General features: G+C 40.4%; 12 protein-coding genes and 1 pseudogene. 5 read left to right on the top strand and 8 right to left on the bottom strand.

Annotated features, from left to right (window positions below):
- The first annotated feature begins 11 nt into the window (after positions 1–11).
- The 3 genes from WKK05_RS23890 (at position 12) to WKK05_RS23880 (ending at position 5,493) form a co-directional block, all read left to right on the top strand.
- Positions 12–3,011 (top strand): peptidase domain-containing ABC transporter, encoded by a 3,000-nt coding sequence (locus WKK05_RS23890; RefSeq protein WP_341525540.1) that lies wholly within the window; start codon positions 12–14, stop codon positions 3,009–3,011.
- 249 nt (positions 3,012–3,260) lie between these two features.
- Complete coding sequence (locus WKK05_RS23885) at positions 3,261–4,844, top strand: HlyD family efflux transporter periplasmic adaptor subunit (protein ID WP_341525539.1); 1,584 nt, start codon at positions 3,261–3,263, stop codon at positions 4,842–4,844.
- A 151-nt stretch (positions 4,845–4,995) separates the two neighbouring features.
- Complete coding sequence (locus WKK05_RS23880; protein ID WP_341525538.1) at positions 4,996–5,493, top strand: DUF427 domain-containing protein; 498 nt, start codon at positions 4,996–4,998, stop codon at positions 5,491–5,493.
- Positions 5,494–5,671: 178 nt separating this feature from the next.
- On the opposite strand, the gene WKK05_RS23875 is transcribed toward WKK05_RS23880, so the two are convergent.
- Positions 5,672–6,550: an IS982 family transposase gene (locus WKK05_RS23875; protein WP_341525537.1), complete on the bottom strand. Its 879-nt coding sequence runs from the start codon at positions 6,548–6,550 to the stop codon at positions 5,672–5,674.
- Positions 6,551–6,812: 262 nt separating this feature from the next.
- On the opposite strand from WKK05_RS23875, the pseudogene WKK05_RS23870 reads away from it, so the two are divergent.
- Positions 6,813–8,254, top strand: a pseudogene (locus WKK05_RS23870) (transposase).
- 280 nt (positions 8,255–8,534) lie between these two features.
- On the opposite strand, the gene WKK05_RS23865 reads toward WKK05_RS23870, so the two are convergent.
- The 7 genes from WKK05_RS23865 to WKK05_RS23835 form a co-directional block, all read right to left on the bottom strand.
- Positions 8,535–9,551 (bottom strand): zinc ABC transporter substrate-binding protein, encoded by a 1,017-nt coding sequence (locus WKK05_RS23865; RefSeq protein ID WP_341531173.1) that lies wholly within the window; start codon positions 9,549–9,551, stop codon positions 8,535–8,537.
- A 662-nt stretch (positions 9,552–10,213) separates the two neighbouring features.
- A complete protein-coding gene (locus WKK05_RS23860; protein WP_341525536.1) occupies positions 10,214–10,492 on the bottom strand; it encodes a hypothetical protein in 279 nt (92 codons plus the stop codon).
- A gap of 80 nt (positions 10,493–10,572) precedes the next feature.
- Positions 10,573–11,634 carry a hypothetical protein gene (locus tag WKK05_RS23855; protein WP_341525535.1) on the bottom strand — a complete coding sequence of 354 codons (1,062 nt, stop codon included), beginning with the start codon at positions 11,632–11,634 and terminating at the stop codon, positions 10,573–10,575.
- A 96-nt stretch (positions 11,635–11,730) separates the two neighbouring features.
- Entirely contained in the window at positions 11,731–12,702 is a 972-nt protein-coding gene (locus tag WKK05_RS23850) for a GTP-binding protein (protein WP_341525534.1), read from the bottom strand.
- Between the two features lie 353 nt (positions 12,703–13,055).
- Positions 13,056–13,964: an alpha/beta hydrolase gene (locus tag WKK05_RS23845; RefSeq protein ID WP_341525533.1), complete on the bottom strand. Its 909-nt coding sequence runs from the start codon at positions 13,962–13,964 to the stop codon at positions 13,056–13,058.
- Between the two features lie 312 nt (positions 13,965–14,276).
- A complete protein-coding gene (locus WKK05_RS23840; RefSeq protein ID WP_341525532.1) occupies positions 14,277–14,717 on the bottom strand; it encodes a SufE family protein in 441 nt (146 codons plus the stop codon).
- 172 nt (positions 14,718–14,889) lie between these two features.
- Complete coding sequence (locus tag WKK05_RS23835; RefSeq protein WP_341531172.1) at positions 14,890–14,970, bottom strand: hypothetical protein; 81 nt, start codon at positions 14,968–14,970, stop codon at positions 14,890–14,892.
- Positions 14,971–15,520: 550 nt separating this feature from the next.
- Between WKK05_RS23835 and psaK the strand changes: the two genes are divergently transcribed.
- Positions 15,521–15,781, top strand: coding sequence for a photosystem I reaction center subunit PsaK (gene psaK, locus WKK05_RS23830; protein ID WP_341525531.1), 261 nt, complete (start codon positions 15,521–15,523; stop codon positions 15,779–15,781).
- The last annotated feature ends 879 nt before the right edge of the window (positions 15,782–16,660 follow it).

Raw genomic sequence — 16,660 nt, 5'->3', positions numbered from 1 at the left:
ACTTTTTTGATATGACTTATATTAAGAACGCCTTTCCCGAATTTCTTACCACTATAGAGGGGTTTGATAAATTACCAGATGAGGCGATCGCCAATCTATCACAACAACTACAAGCTTGGCGCTATCGTATTGGTCAAAAAATTATCTCTAAAGAAGCACTCCCCGAACGAGTAACAATTATTTATGAAGGACAAGTGCGCTTGTTGGGATACGACCCCCACAAGCAAATGCCAACCACCTTAAAATTACTGCAACCAGGGGCTATTATTGGCGAGATTAGTTTGTTGCGCGAGGTTGCTTGTGAGTTAGCGATCGCTTCTACGGAAGTAGTATGTTTAACCTTGAGTGCAGCGGAATATTTCAACCTTCTCGCTTCATACCCAGCCTTCGCCAATGTTCGCAAAAACCAGAGTTATTTGGCGGAAGTTTTCGATATTCTCAGCTCGCAATTAGAACAGCAAGCTAATGCCGCTTTTAATCTCAAAGAGCTATCCGAAGAAGCTATACATGGGGCAAAAATACATTATCTTTCTCCAGGTAAAACACCATTCAATCAACTAGATAAAGAGAACATTTGGTTTGTTAGTGGTGGTACAGTCACAAATTTCTTCCCTGGTTCCCGCTTAAAGCTGAGTGACGTCGGAGAGACTATCAAAGTTACGGGGAATAGTCCAGCACGTTTGATTGGTCTTCGTCCGTCAGATTTACTATTGCTAGATAGTCAAGAGTTAGAACCGGAAATAACTGAGACGCCACAACATCTCGCAGATGAATTAGAAATTCCCTACGCACCAGAAGAAATTGCTAACTCAAATTCTTCTCCATCTAAGAGTTCCCAAAAACACAAAAAATACCCGTTTTTCTCTGGTAAAGGAGAATTAAATACAGCTTTTGCCTGTTTCCAAATGCTCACGAAGCACTTAGAAATGCCATTTCGTCGGGAGGTGGTTCGCCGTATTTTATCAGAGCAACTTAAACGCCAAGGGAGCATATCATTTCAAGCTACTGCTTACTTAGCAGAGTTAATCGGACTCAAGGCGCAACTAGTAGATTTACCCGTCGCCGCAGTAGCGCGTATTCCTACACCAGCGCTGATTCGCTATGGTGATAACTTTGCTGTTTTATATGCAGCGGATACCAGTACAATTGTTGTGGGTGTGCCATCCCAAGGAATTATCCGCTGCAAACCCGCGCAATTTGTTAAGCAATTAGATGCTGATGAAACAAATTTGCCACCGCAAGTCAGGGTATTGCTGATTTCTTCCACCAAAGAAACACCTCAAGAGCGGTTTGGTTTGCGGTGGTTTCTTCCATATTTATCACGTCACCGCCGGGTGTTGATAGAAGTCTTTATTGCGTCTTTTTTCGTACAGTTAGCAGCGCTAGCCAATCCGCTGGTTATTCAGTTAATTATCGACAAAGTTATTGCTCAAAATAGCATTAGTACCCTGCATATTTTGGGAGTACTGCTATTGGTTGTAGGTCTATTTGAAGCAGTTCTGACCACATTGCGGACTTACTTGTTTGTCGATACAACTAACCGTATCGATATGGGTTTAGGGTCACAAATTATTGACCACTTGCTGCGGCTCCCACTACGTTATTTTGAACGCCGACCTGTAGGTGAACTTTCTACTCGGATTAACGAATTAGAAAATATTCGTCAGTTTTTGACTGGTACTGCTTTAACGGTAGGTTTAGATGCAGTATTTTCAGTAGTTTATATAGGTGTGATGCTGATTTACAGTTGGCAACTCACCTTAGTAGGCTTAGGGACAATTCCAGTATTTGTGGTCATCACTTTAATTGCCTCTCCTACTGTTAGTAGACAGTTACGCGCGAAAGCTGAACGTAACGCCGAAACTCAATCTTATTTAGTTGAGGTAATGTCAGGAATTCAAACAGTAAAAGCGCAAAACATCGAATTGCGATCGCGCTTTTCCTGGCAAGAGCGTTATGCTCGTTTCGTGGCAGCTGGTTTTAAAACAGTTGTGACTTCTACCCTTGCCAATTCTACGAGCAACTTTCTCAACAAACTCAGTAGCTTGTTAGTTTTATGGGTGGGAGCTTATTTGGTGCTGCAAGGACAATTAACTCTGGGTGAATTAATTGCCTTTAGGATTATATCGGGTTACGTTACTAGCCCAATATTGCGTTTAGCTCAACTCTGGCAAAGCTTCCAAGAAACTGCTTTATCTTTAGAGCGCTTAAGCGATATTGTCGATACACCGCAAGAAGCAGAAACAGACCGCTATAACATTCCCTTACCAGAGATTGTAGGGGCAGTGAAATATGATAATGTCTCCTTCCGGTTCGCGCCGAGTGGCCCTTTGCAACTTTCTAATGTCAATCTCGAAATTGCGCCAGGAAAGTTTATCGGCATCGTCGGACAAAGTGGATCTGGTAAAAGTACGATGATGAAATTACTGCTCAGGCTTTATGAAACAGAGTCTGGCAGGATTTTGATTGATGGTTATGATATTTCCAAAGTGGAACTTTATTCGCTACGCCGACAAGTAGGTGTAGTTCCCCAAGACTCGTTGTTATTTGATGGCACAGTGCAGGAAAATATTGCCCTAACAAATCCCGACGCCACAACTGAGGAAATTATTGAAGCGGCTAGAGTTGCAGCTGCTCACGAATTTATTATGAACTTGCCCAATGGTTACAATACGCGGGTAGGAGAACGGGGTGCAGCACTTTCGGGTGGACAGCGACAAAGAATTGCGATCGCTCGTTCTGTTTTACAACGACCAAAGCTATTAGTTTTAGACGAAGCAACGAGTGCTTTAGATTATCCCACAGAGCGACAAGTCTGTCTGAATTTAGCCAAAGCATTTCAGGGAGATACAGTATTTTTTATCACCCACCGTTTGAATACCGTAAGTAATGCAGATATCATTGTCGTAATGGATGGTGGCAGAGTTATAGAACAAGGAAGCCATCAAGAATTAATGGCTACCAAAGGCCATTATTACTACCTATATCAACAACAAGAAATGAATCTGTAAGTAAGAATACAGGAGCGGAGCCGGAGACGCTCCGCCGAGGCGTCAGAATACAGGAGCCAGAATGGTTAAAAAATCAGGAGGTTATTTTACTAATCAAAACAATAATGATCCTTAACCCTGAGAAATTCTGACTTCTTTGATAACTCAAACAACCTACTGCCTCCTTAGAAATTCTTACATTTGTAATTAGTCATTAGTAATAACCAATTACTTATTTTCCATCCAACACATCTAAAATCTAAAATCGCTATGACTCTACTAAATGGTAATCAACGTAACGGCAATCCTAAAAACGGAAAGCATCAAAACGTAGTTAAGCCAGATTCACGAGTACTCACAGATCAAAGTAAGACTACTAAAGAACCTTTAATTAACTCAAACTATCCAAGTTTTGAGCAGTCAGTTGTTTTACGCCAATCGCCTATCTGGTCACGTACAATCATGCTCACCCTGTTGGGGTTAGCCTGTTTCGGAATTGGTTGGGCTTGTGTTGCCAAAATTGAGCAAGTAGTACCAGCTACAGGCCAATTAAAACCTCAAGGCACAGTTAAAGACGTTCAGGCTCCTGTAAATGGAGTGGTACAAGAGCTGTATGTGAAAGATGGACAAGCGGTCAGAGCAGGAGATGTGTTACTAACTTTTAATTCTATCGCCCCCGTTGCTGAATTAAATTCCTTAAACAAAATTCGCAATGCATTAATTCAAGAAAACCAAATTTATCGCCAACTGATGAATGCAAGCGGCACTACAGGAACTGAATTGCTATTTTTGCGCGGTAAATTGCCCCAAGAAGCTGCTTTTCTACTAAAAAGCCGAGCAGCATTAGTTGCAGAAAACGATTTGTTGCGGACTCAATTAAAAAATTCTGGTCAAGATTCAAGACTAGGAATTGATGAACAACAACGTTTACAAGTTGCTAAAAGAGAATTAGACTCTCGCTCGGCCGCAGCTCGGTTAGAAGTAGAAAAAACCAAGAAACAACTTGCTCAAAATCTAGTAAAACTAAATGATAGTAAAGCTAGTTTAGCTATCCAACAGCAGATTTTAGATAAACTTAAAACCCTAGCTTTAGAAGGTGGGGTTTCTCAGCTTCAGTATCTCAATCAACGACAAGAAGTACAAAACCGCGCGGCAGAAGTAGCGCAATTAGTTGAAGAACAGCAACGTCTGGAGTTTGATATTCAGAAAGGATGGCAGGAGTTAAATAATACAGTGGCTGTTTCTGATCAAAACGTTTTGGATAAGATAGGTGAAAACAAAAAACGTATTGCCGAAATCGATAGCCAATTCATGAAGGTTCTGCTGGAGAATGAACAGCGTTTGGCGGATGTGACTAGCAAAATTTCTCAAGCACAGTTAAATGTTAAATATCAAGAACTTCGTGCTCCTGTAGCAGGAACTATTTTCGATTTGCAAGCAAAAAATCCTGGATTTGTGGCAAATACTACTCAAAAGCTGCTGCAAATTGTACCAACTGAAAACTATATTGCTGAAGTTTTCATTACTAACAAAGATATTGGTTTTGTACGAGAAGGAATGAATGTAGATGTCAGAATTGACTCTTTTCCTTACAGCGAGTTTGGGGATATTAAGGGAAAAGTAATGAGTATAGGTTCAGACGCATTACCGCCAGATCAAATACATCAATTCTACAGATTTCCGGCAAAAATTCAATTGGATAAACAATCTCTAGCAATTAAAGGCAAAAATGTCTCCTTACAATCAGGGATGTCAATTACTGCCAATATTAAAGTGCGCGAAGAACGGACAGTGATAAGTCTATTTACTGAGTTATTTACCAAGCAAGTTGATAGTCTTAAAGAGGTGCGTTAATAAAATTGGAGCTTTTCTCAGAACTTTCCAAGATAGATTTGGGATTTTAGATTAAAAAGCAGTGATAAATTATTTATTGGTAATGGTTTATATTAAAAGAACATCAACCATTACAAATTTCCTATTTTCCATTTTCAATCTCTAATCCAAAATGGTTTACCCGCAACGTATTGAACCTGATCCCGGACAAGAATCAGTTTGGGATTACCCCCGTCCTCCTCGTCTTGAAGATACAAGTAAACATATTCAAATCATCTTTAATGGAGTAATAATTGCAGACACCCACAGCGCCAAGCGTGTTTTAGAAACCAGCCATCCACCTTCTTATTACCTTCCTCCAGCCGACATCAAACTGGAATATCTGCTGCTGACACCGCAATCTAGCTTTTGCGAATGGAAAGGGCTTGCTGGTTACTACACAATCAGAGTTGGTGATAAAGAAGTCCAGAATGCTGCTTGGTTTTATCCTAATCCCACTCCAGCCTTTGCATCTATGAAAGACTATGTGGCTTTTTATGCTCATCTTATGGATGCTTGTTACGTGGATGGGGAAAAGGTGCAACCACAACCAGGCAATTTCTACGGCGGTTGGGTTACTAATGATATTGTTGGGCCGTTCAAAGGTGGTGCTGGCACTTGGGGATGGTGAAGCGCAAAGCTAGTTATAAAAGAAATTTTTCATACAGGTTTAACATGGCAGTCCAACTCAAATTGGTTGAACATGATAATCATGCTGCCTTATTTACTCATCAAACGATGTAAGTTTATTCTTAAATACCGCTGTCAGAAGAATGTTTAATCATATTAATAATTAACCTGAGTTCGGGTTAAACAGATGAAGGAAAAAGCCACTCAAGTTGAAGGCTAGGTTTCTTAGGCTGATGACAATAAGCGATTAAAGCGCACAGAACATTAACGCAAAAATTGACTGGGCTGCGATGACGAGAGTGTTCAATCTGAGAAATGTTTTTGAGTTGGTCGTTAATAGTCTCAATGATGGAGCGTTTACGGGACAAAAGCAAGTCAAGAAGACGCATCAACTTATTTTTCATGTTGCGACGAGGTTTGGCAAAAAATTCAATTCCGAAGTCTTGTAAAAGTTGCGCAGCGAGTTTTTGGGAGACATAGCCTCTATCAGCAAAGATTTTTCCAAACAGATTGCTGAGTAAATCAGGTACTGGTTGACGGTCATCAACGTTACCAGGGGTGATAGTCACATTTAAGAGTTGACCAAACTCATTAACCACCAGATGCAGTTTGAAACCAAAAAACCAATCGACAGAAGTCTTCCCACGCTCGGCTAAACCTTGAAACACCCTATGGCGTGAAATCCGACGATTATGGCAGACTTTCAAACTAGTTGAATCGATAAAACCGATACCCGTACATTTGCCAAAACAATGCTTGAGATACACGCACAAAGGTATCAACGTCGATGGTATCCATTCAATAAATCGTTGATAACTTGGTAATCCCGGAAACGCCGAATGCCAATGCTGTTTCACCTGAGCTAAATAAAAATGCTTGAAATTGCGGTAGTGATTTTGATGGAACGCAATGACAATTGTCATGATTTCGCTTAAACATAGGCTTTTTGCGCGAATGCGTTTGATTCCTTCATGCTTTAATAGCTGTTTGTGCCATTGCGCTTCAAATGCTTGACAGAAATCATCTACGTGGCAAAACAAAACATCTAAACTAAACATAGGGCAGGTTGCTGGATTTTCGTTATTTTCAGCTTACTACCTGTCCTTTTCCTTATCCCGAACTCAGGTTATAGCAATTGCCAGGCATATGAAATACACCCCACCCGCGCTGTCGCGCACCCTCCCCTTACCAAGGGGAGGGTTGGGGAGGGGTTATTTTGTACCTCACTGGAGTTGGAAACGCTATAACCCTCTTCTGTCACTTTCCGAGTATTCTTAATAAAAGGATTAAAATAAAGAACTCTGGAAGGTAAGCAGGGCAATGGATGTAGAATTACAAATCCTGAAACATTTGGCAAGAGACGCCCACCCAACAGTTGCGCTCGTAGATGAATATTGTGCAGAGTACAAAGACCTATTTCAAGAAGTAAGAAATTATGAATGTTTCAAATATTTGCACTTAGGCATAATATCAACGATAAAAAGAAAATCATTACCAGAAATAGCAAAAGTTGTAAGTATAAATTCAGCGCAGTCGTTACACCATTTTCTAGCAAATTCAGATTGGTCAGTAAATAAATTAAAAAGCCGAAGATTAAATAAACTAAAGAAAGCATTAAATGGAAATGCAATTACAGTAGTAATAGATGAAACAGGAGATAGGAAAAAAGGTAAAAAGACTGATTATGTAGCTAGACAATATTTAGGAAGTGTGGGAAAAATAGATAATGGAATAGTTTCAGTCAATGCTTATGGAGTTTATACTAATATAATTTTTCCATTAATTGTCAAAGTATTTAAACCAAAAGGAACATTAAAGGAGTCAGATAAATATAAAACTAAAATAGAGTTAGCATCAGAGATAATTACAGAATTAATGGAATCAGGGTTCAATATTGAACTAGTTCTAGCTGATAGTTTATATGGTGAGCCAGCGCGTTGGGCGGGTTCCCCGACTTGAAGCGACTGGCGAACCCGTAAGGGTGAAAGTAGCCAATTTATTAGAAAAATTGCTGAATATAACTTAGGTTATGTAGTGTCAATTTCGTTGTAATCATGGAGTCTGGCTACCAGCAGGACAAAGCGTTAGGGCAAATAAGTGGTGTAAATTTGAGAGAACATTTAGCAACCAAAAATCAGAGACAAGATATATTAGGGAAATAATTTATGGTAAAAAAAGAGCCATAACTTACTGGGAAATAACTACTGATCCAGAAACCATGCTGGAAAATTCTACCTCCTTCGTGATGACGAATCTGCAAGGTAATCTCAAGAAAATTTTAGGTGACTTATATGGATTAAGAACCTGGGTAGAATATGGGTTTCGACAGTGTAAACAGGAACTAGGCTGGACAGATTACCGTTTTACAAATTTCCAACATATTGAGAGGTGATGAGCCAGCGCGGTCTTGGGGGTTCCCCCCATGAGCGACTGGCGAACCCGAAGGGTGGGAGATTATTTTTTGTGTTTATACGATGATTAGTTTAAATTCTCCAGTCTTCTTAGGCTTAAATCAATCTCGTAAACTTGAGATTGAGGCACAAGAAAATAGTGATGTTGATTTTTCTAATCATCCGCAATGGAACCATGAATATGGATGGAAGAACACTTTAAATAATCTGCGTCTCATTATCCAACCACTTTTACTATTTTGGTTGATTTATCCCTGGTTAAGTATTTTCCCTAATTCACATTTATTCCTGGGATTCAATCATTTAATTGCTACCATGAATCAATTTAAACCCTGTTATGCTTCTGGATGATTTAGCTCCTAAACTACTTGCTTTTATCGGAAAGTGACAGAAGAGGGATAAGTATTTATTGTGCCTGATTTATAGCGGCTGCTCTCTGTTTAATTTATCTCACAAAAGAATCGGAGTTCGTAAGTAAAATCAAGCAGCTTGAGAATGCTAGAAATGCTGGAATTATTATCCGTGAAGAATTTGATTGTAAAAAGCTAGCGTTGCTTGTCTAAAATACAGGATTTAGGTATATTGTATTGTGATCGCCTAACTTATCAATTAGGCGATCGCCAATAGTTCATTAACCTCCAGTCGTTGATTTGAGGTTGTACTGACTTGCTCTAGCTTGAAACATTAAGTACGTGCCTCCCAGCCCTTCCACAATTGTCCGTGTATTAGCAACCATCATTTTTTGATAAGTATCTCCCTCGCTTCCCGGTTCACCAATTCCATCAACATATAATTCTCTTTCAGAAACTTTCACATTTGCATCTCTAGCTACAGATTCAATCAAATTGGGGTTTATTGTCGTCTCTGCAAAAATTGTCGATACCTTAGCCCGTTTAATACTTGTAAACAAATTTTTCACTCTTGTAGCTGTTGGTTTTTCCTCAGCGTTAAGACCTTCCAAAGCCCCTACTAAGGGAATATTGTATGCTTTAGCGTAATAACTCAGCCCATTATGGGTTGTCACTAATTTACGTTGGTTGGCGGGAATAGTTGCAATTGTTGACTTTATCCAACCATCTAGTTGGGTTAGTTCATTTGTGATATTTTTTGTATTACTACTATAAATTTCTGCATTGTTAGGTTCTAATTTTACTAAGTTGCGGTTAATTACCTCCACGATCTTGATGGTATTCTTGGTATTATGCCAAATATGAGGATCGCTGATTATCTTCCCGCCTTCCCGAAATTTTATTTGCTTAGGTACTGCAACTTGACTCACAGCTATTTTTGGTGCAGAGTTTTTAGTTGCTTTAATTAGTTTGATTAACCTGGGTTCGAAATTGTAGCCACTATAAAGAATAAGATTAGCTTGCTCAATTGCTTTCCGATCTTCCGGTTTTGGTTGATAAACGTGGGGATTTTTACTAGGGGAAATCAAGCAGGTAAGGTTGATTGTATTCCCAGCCACCTGTTTGGTTAAGTCACACAGTATGCTGGTAGTTGCTACCACACGGGGGAGATTTTCATTGTTGCTGCTAGTCTGAGTGAATGAGGTGCTTGCAGCTTGATTTGCACAACCAACAAATCCGACCGTCAAGGCAATAAGGGCGGTTCTTAAGGAATTATTTGATGGTACTTTTTTTGACATCATCCACTCCTGCTGATTGTATAAAAAAGATAATCATTATCAATAATTAATCAGTGAAATGCCAGAGGCTAAGAGTTTGGTAGCCAACTACCAAGTCTGTGCCATGCAAAATCTTAGCTTCACTTTACAGACTGGACAACTGGAGAAGCAGTGTTGAGGTTAACGCTTCCGTTAAGTAGTGTAGTGCAGTTGTTTCACCGCCTGCTGAAGCAGTAATTACCGATTATCTTGTTAAAGCCTGGAATGTTGTGATGATAGGGCGTATTGCTCATAAAGTTTCTACTGCAAGCCGATGGTGAAGCTTACGCAATTATAGCGGCGGTTTAGCTAGGTGTATATATGCATGAGTCTATATCCCGCTAAATTTGGCAATTTTCGGTGAATATAGTCCTGTGTTTCTGGCGCGATCGTTTTAAACGCGCATCAGCACAAAAAGCTTATTTATGCGAAATCCGCTTTCATAACCGCTATTTTCCCTAACGGCTGGGAGGTTGAATAAACTCAGTGAAACTGAAGTGATGATTAAAAGATAATTATTATGAAATTTTACTTATCAAAAATACTTTTTTTATTTCAGAAACCGCAGAGAATGCACAAAGTAAAATTCATAATAAAAGCACAGCAATGCTGTGCCTTTAAATAATTCATAAGAGCTAACTTTATCAAAAATCGACAGATGGTAGCTTACCTTGTAGCATCTGGAATTTAGCCTGAACGCAATTACCGCAATTACAACCAAGTTGATCAACAATTGGATTAGATGCGGGAGTTTGACTCAAAGTTGGCGCTGCTAATTCAGGAATTGTTTGTGTAGATGCTACCCTAACCATTTGTGTAACATACACTGATTTCTGACTGGACGCGTGTGCAGGATTCACTATCAGCAGTATAGATGCGAGAAATATAGGACAGGCAAGCAAAATCAGTTTGACTATGTTCATAATTTACACTATAGATACTAGTATTGATACAGCATAGCCAATTTAGGGGCTAGCTTCAACTGAAGATTACTAAGTATTGCTTAACTATGTCCGAATCCTTGACTACGCAATACCTTTGAGTAAATGAGTAATTCGCCTTTTTCGCCACCTGCGGCCAGTAGCTTGCCTTCGGGATGCCAAGCTAGGCTGGAAAATCCTGCTGAAACATCTGTGATCACTTGGGATACTTGCTTGGCGTTGTTCCACAAACACAACCAGCCATCAGCTGCGGCGGAAGCGAGAAGGAAGCTTTTAGGTGCAAAGGCGATCGCACAAATGACATCTACATGATTAGTTAATACTCGCGCTTCCCAACCCAAAGAATCATCTTCTAGCTTTTCCCAAACCACAATACCCTCAACGCTAGAGGATGCCAGTATTGGTATACCCAATTGAGTAGTAGCTTCTGACCATGCGAGTTGACGAATTTTACCAGGGAAGCCACTCATTACCCAAGGATCGGGGTTGTTCCATTCCAAAACGGTGACACTGCGATCCATATTCCCAGAAGCCAGGAATTTACCATCAGGCGACCAAGCCATAGCTACGCTGACAGTAGACATCTCCAAGACGTATGGTTCTTCATCCCAGTTGTGATTTTGCCAAATCTTGACTCCCTTATAACCACCAATGGCTAGGTATTGACCATCTCTGCGCCAATCTATACCTAAGACTGATGAGTTGTCGAAATTTAGGGTGACGGCAACTTCGTGGCTGTCTGCATCCCAGACTTGGACGTAACGCCCCAAACTAAAAGCCAGTTGATTGCTCGCATGACTCCAAGCTAGCTTGTCAACCCATGCAGGGGCATTTTCTAAAGTGGCGATTAATTGATTGTCTCGCCAAATTTTTACCTGTCCATCCTGTCCGCCAACAGCTAAAAACTTGCCATCTGAAGAAAAAGCAACGCAGTCTACTGATTTACCGCTACCAGTTTGCAAAGTCGTGATTTCGCCATCATTCCACAAAACGACTTCTCCAGCAGCGGAAGTTGCTGCTAAAGTTTTACCTTGTGGTGACCAAGCGATCGCTGTTACATAATCTGAAAGTGTCCCGGAATAGTGTTGTTCAAATTCTTTAGTTGTGCTGGTTGTGGAGTTCATATTTTTGCATAGGGTATAGGGCATAGGGCATAGGGCATGGAAAATAGGGATTAGAATTCTTCCCTACTCCCCATTCCCCGTTTCCCAGTCCCTAATTTAAACAAGACAAGCGCGGAAATCTTGTTTAAGTTGGACTTCGTTAAGATTACGACCGATGAAGACTAGTTCGTTTTTAGGGGTTTCAGTTGGTTTCCAGGGGCGATCGGGTCTGCCGTCAAATATCATATGTACGCCTTGGAAGACAAATCGATTCTCTTCGCCAGCGATATTTAAAATGCCTTTCATTCGAAAAATATCCGGGCCTTGGGTACGTAGTAATTCCGAAAGCCAAGCGTTTAATTTTTCTCCATCAACTGCGCCTGCTTCTACTAAAGCCACAGAAAAAACGCTTTCGTCGTGTTCGTGAGCATCTTCGCCTAAGAAATCTGGATCAATTTCTAATGCACGATCTAAATCAAAGGCTTTTACACCTAATAAAGCATCCATTCCTAGTTCAGAATTTTGGGTACGGTAGATTTTTGCGATCGCATTCATCGACCGAATCCGCTTTTCTAATTCATCTAATTCTTCTGGCGCTACTAAATCAGTTTTATTAAGTAAAATTACATCCGCAAAGGCAATTTGCTCTTGTGCTTCGTCTGCATCCCAGTGCTGCCAAATGTGCTTGGCATCTACAACAGTGACTACCGCATCTAAAGACAGTTGGCTTTGCAAATCTTCATCTACAAAAAACGTCTGAATCACTGGTGCAGGATCTGCTAACCCAGTTGTTTCAATTACTAAATGGTCAAACTTATCGCGCCGCTTCATTAAGTTGCCAATGATGCGAATTAAATCACCGCGCACTGTACAGCAGATACAGCCGTTATTCATCTCAAATATTTCTTCATCTGCATCGATAATCAATTGATTATCAATGCCCACTTCCCCAAATTCGTTAACAATCACAGCAACTTTTTTGCCGTGTTCGTAGGTGAGGATGTGATTGAGTAAGGTCGTTTTACCTGCTCCCAAATAGCCAGTCAGAACAGTAACGGGAACTGAATTTGTGATTACGTCAGCCACCATACTCTAAAGCCTCTTGTCTCACCATATAGATAATCATTATCACCCATGATAAGTCTTTTTATATTTTTGTGCGAACTTGCTGTTGATTAAGGTTTTAGGCAAATTAATACATAGCTTAGATAGAAGACACTTTGTTTTTGTGCAACTCTAATAAGTAATAAATATTCACTTGCTCAAGTTCCCTGACAGGAATTTTAGCCTAATCTTAGTCCAAGGCACATTCTTACTTGGTGTCTTCGTGCCTCTGTGGTTAATAAATTTATCCTTGTCACCACCAAGGCACTAAGACACTTAGAAAACTAAAACCTAACAGGGATAAGTGTAGTCTAATGAACTGAAAGACTGCTGCAATTTCATGGGGATAACAAAAAATCCTGAACTGCTTCTAAAACAACTGCTGGGTATTCCTCGTGTAGTCCCAAGGAACCGGGAATCACTGCGCTTCTTACTCCTGGTAATGCTGCCAAAGCGTCCATTTCTTCTCTTGATTTTGACGGACTTGATTCTCCAATGACTACCATGAGTGGTACGGTTAAAGACTGCACAAGTGCCAGAAAATCCGATTGCTCATGTACAGCATCAAGATTGCCTGTAACAAAAGCAGCAGAAGCAAATCGCGCTCCTGGTTGTTGAGTTGTTTGCCACTTCTTTTCTATAAAACTGGGTGTGAGTCTAGCCGCATCCGTAAACACGTGACGGCGGTACATAAAACTTAAGAATGATGGTGTTGTGTTGAGTTTATAGAGAGCTTGACCAACTAGAGGCGATCGCACCAATTCTCTTACCGTACCAGCTATCTTTTGACTTGCCCCCATTGTCGGCAAAGGCCCGCGCCAAGTAGGAGCCAATAACAGAATCCGTGAGAATACAGCAGGCTCTCTTATAGCCAATTGCAACGCATAACTAGCAGCATGACCAGCTGCAATTACTGTAATGGCAGTATTAAACACAGATTTAACGAAATCTGCCAAAAATTGGTGATATAGAGCTGGTTTATAATCTAAATTCGGTCGGGAAGATTCGCCAAAACCAGGCCAGTCTACCGCTACAACTTGAAAATGAGGAGCTAGTAACCTGGCAAGTTCGCCCATTTCTGTGCGTGTGGAAACGGTACTAAAAGCTGGTAAGAGTAATAGCGGTGAACCTTTACCTAGGGTTTCATAAACAACGCGTAGTTGCTGATTTTCCCAGTTCCAGAGATATTCTTGAACTACTCCACCAAATCCAATAGCATCAGGAGTTGATAATAAATTGGTAGACATCAGAGTAAATTTTGGTAGTTATTAAAAGTTAAAGTTAAGAGACGCGACGCCAGTCGCTACAACGGGGAACCCCTTCGGGTGACGCTCCTGCGTCGCTCTAAGCGTTCGCCTTCGGTCTCGTAGAGAAGCTATGCCGTTGGCGCAGCCTCTCTAAGAGTTGGCTTTACGCTGCGCTAACACAGTCGCCTGCTGCGGGAAAGCCTCCCGCAGCGCTAATTCACCGCAACGCGCTGGCTCATTAATCGCTTCTGTACAGGAGTTAGGAGTTAAAAATTTAATTTATAACTCATAACTAATAACTCATAACTCTGTTTAATTAGGCAGTTCTAATTTACATTCCAACGCTTTTTTTTGCATGGTTTTGAAAATGTTGTAAAATCCATTAGCGCGAGAAGGTGTCAAGCTAACATTTAAACCAGTTTCTTGAATAAAATCTGGAGTAAGTTGCACAATTTCAGTTGGCGTTAGTCCATTTAATCCTTCAACCAAAAGCGCTAGTAATCCTTTGGTCAGTTGGGAATCAGAATCGCCCTGAAAATTAACTTTACCCTCATTTAGGGCTGCTGTGACATAAACTTGAGAAACGCACCCAGGAACTTTATTTTCAGGCACCTTATCAGCTTCTGGAAACTCGTTGAGCTTCTGAGCATACCAGATTAGCTGTTCGTAGCGTCGCTTAGGGTCGGAAGCGCGTTGAAAGCGCTGGACAATTTTAGCGAGAGCAGGTGGCAAAGAATCTAGAATTGAGGACATAACAGAAGCTGCAATTAATCGGTATCACCTTAAGTTTGACACTCCCGCGGCGATAAAATCTCAGCGTTAGCTTGATTTTATAAAAAGCCGTGGAATTATTGCTTTGCGGGGATTTTAATTAATTTACCCGAAGCCGCACATCTTGAATGTATGCCCTACGGCTGCAAGTCCCCTAAAGACCAGAGTGGCTATCAGTCGTAAAACCACAATTTGAACAAACATCAGTACGTTGTGATAACTCTTTTTTGCCTATCTCAGCTCCACAGTGAGGGCAAATCTGACTTGTTGTATAGTATCAGCATAGACTTTACGCAGTCACGTAAGCTTCTAGTAGGCTGGAAATTTCTGTAATAACCGATGCAAAGACTTTTGTTATCAAAAGCAGATGTACTATAGCGCTTTTTAAATAACTGAAGTCCAGAGTTTTTCAGCGTTGATTAGTATGCTTAATTACAGAAAAATCAGATATCAGCCTCAGTCGTTTAGCTGTACTACTCTTTATTTTAGCACCTCGCCTTTTTTAAGGAACTTTCCTAGACTATAAGGCAATGCAAGTCTCGGAGCTAAGTTATCGGTGGTGCAAATTATTTTATCCTAAGCGTGTTGGACTGTAAGGGCGATCGCAAGCATTATTCAATACATTCCTAGTGACATTGCTCAAGGAGCCACAATCAGAGACTGTTTATATTAAGTAGTTAGAATAACTGTTAAATATTGATGCAAAATCAGGAATTTTCTTGAATATGCTTCGGAAAGTTTCAGATTATATTTCCAACCATTAATAAATTTCAGGAGCAAATCAGGTGTTTACTTCGACCTTACTGGCTGCTGCGACCACACCCCTGGAATGGAGTCCTACTGTTGGGCTGATTATAATTCTTGCCAATCTTGCTGCTATTGCATTTGGCAAATCCACAATTAAGTATCCCAATGCAGAACCAGCTCTACCCTCGCCTAATTTATTTGGTGGTTTTGGTTTACCTGCATTACTAGCAACTACCGCCTTCGGTCATATCTTAGGTGTCGGCATAGTTTTGGGGTTACATAATCTGGGGAGAATTTAGATTGTTACCCAAGTTAACCCTTATTTGATGATTTTTTTGTCTCCAGCTTTGAGCCAGAGAATTATTTCTCTGGCTCTTTTTTATTGAATACTGAGTTGTAACGTTTTGAATATAATCGCACAAAGAAAAGCTTTAAGCTATGCAGGATAAGCGCTACAGTCTTTACTGCCATTGAGTAGTAATAGAGTGAGTTAGGTGATTCAATCGCTGTGCCTTGCAGATGCAGCGTCATAGATGGGGCGATAAGTTTGCGAACGCATCTAGATTCCTAGTACAGCCTCTAGCCTCTTGTTATCGCCAGCTACAACCCAATCAATCCTGGTTCCCTTTGACTTAAGTATTTTCAGGGTTTTTATAAAATAACGGTGTTAAATTTTACTCAAATTTTATCAAGAGTAAACCCTTAAAAGCTAAGAACTTTATACGAACTTGAGTAAGCTATTGACACGGTAACATAACAACTCATCCTTACTGGGGCAAAATCAATGCATACTAAAAGAACTCTTCTTTACACAGCAGGCATTACTCTCAGCCTGATGTCACTAGCTGGACAAAAAGCAAATACCTAAGCAAAGAAATTTGTATTTGCTTGTTTACAATCTGCTGCATAAGTTTGATGTGTTCAGCAGACACTAGTTATACTACTCCATCGTTATGCTTGTGCTACTCGCGATTATTTAAATAACTTTATTCTCCAATTATTCGCCGCAAGTTCAAAGCAACGTCAGCGAATTTATCGTATTTTCCTAAAAGTTATTGTTCATAAGACTGTAAGCGTAGATGCTCTTAGCTGCTTGTCGTCAGACATCGCCCTACTAGAAGTGAAGCACAAGTCTGCAAACATCGCCCGAAAGCTTACCCCTTAATGACAAAACCCCG

The organism is Nostoc sp. UHCC 0302, from assembly GCF_038096175.1.
In the GTDB taxonomy this organism is placed as follows: Bacteria; Cyanobacteriota; Cyanobacteriia; order Cyanobacteriales; family Nostocaceae; genus UHCC-0302.
The sequence above is the reverse complement of the archived record's forward strand: the minus strand, read 5'-3'. Positions and strand labels throughout refer to the sequence as shown.

Excerpts from the sequence above, each read along its gene's own strand:
- WKK05_RS23890 (WP_341525540.1), top strand. The coding sequence starts at position 12 with ATGACTTATATTAAGAACGCCTTTCCCGAATTTCTTACCACTATAGAG.
- WKK05_RS23885 (WP_341525539.1), top strand. The coding sequence starts at position 3,261 with ATGACTCTACTAAATGGTAATCAACGTAACGGCAATCCTAAAAACGGA.
- WKK05_RS23880 (WP_341525538.1), top strand. The coding sequence starts at position 4,996 with ATGGTTTACCCGCAACGTATTGAACCTGATCCCGGACAAGAATCAGTT.
- WKK05_RS23875 (WP_341525537.1), bottom strand. The coding sequence starts at position 6,550 with ATGTTTAGTTTAGATGTTTTGTTTTGCCACGTAGATGATTTCTGTCAA.
- WKK05_RS23865 (WP_341531173.1), bottom strand. The coding sequence starts at position 9,551 with ATGTCAAAAAAAGTACCATCAAATAATTCCTTAAGAACCGCCCTTATT.
- WKK05_RS23860 (WP_341525536.1), bottom strand. The coding sequence starts at position 10,492 with ATGAACATAGTCAAACTGATTTTGCTTGCCTGTCCTATATTTCTCGCA.
- WKK05_RS23855 (WP_341525535.1), bottom strand. The coding sequence starts at position 11,634 with ATGAACTCCACAACCAGCACAACTAAAGAATTTGAACAACACTATTCC.
- WKK05_RS23850 (WP_341525534.1), bottom strand. The coding sequence starts at position 12,702 with ATGGTGGCTGACGTAATCACAAATTCAGTTCCCGTTACTGTTCTGACT.
- WKK05_RS23845 (WP_341525533.1), bottom strand. The coding sequence starts at position 13,964 with ATGTCTACCAATTTATTATCAACTCCTGATGCTATTGGATTTGGTGGA.
- WKK05_RS23840 (WP_341525532.1), bottom strand. The coding sequence starts at position 14,717 with ATGTCCTCAATTCTAGATTCTTTGCCACCTGCTCTCGCTAAAATTGTC.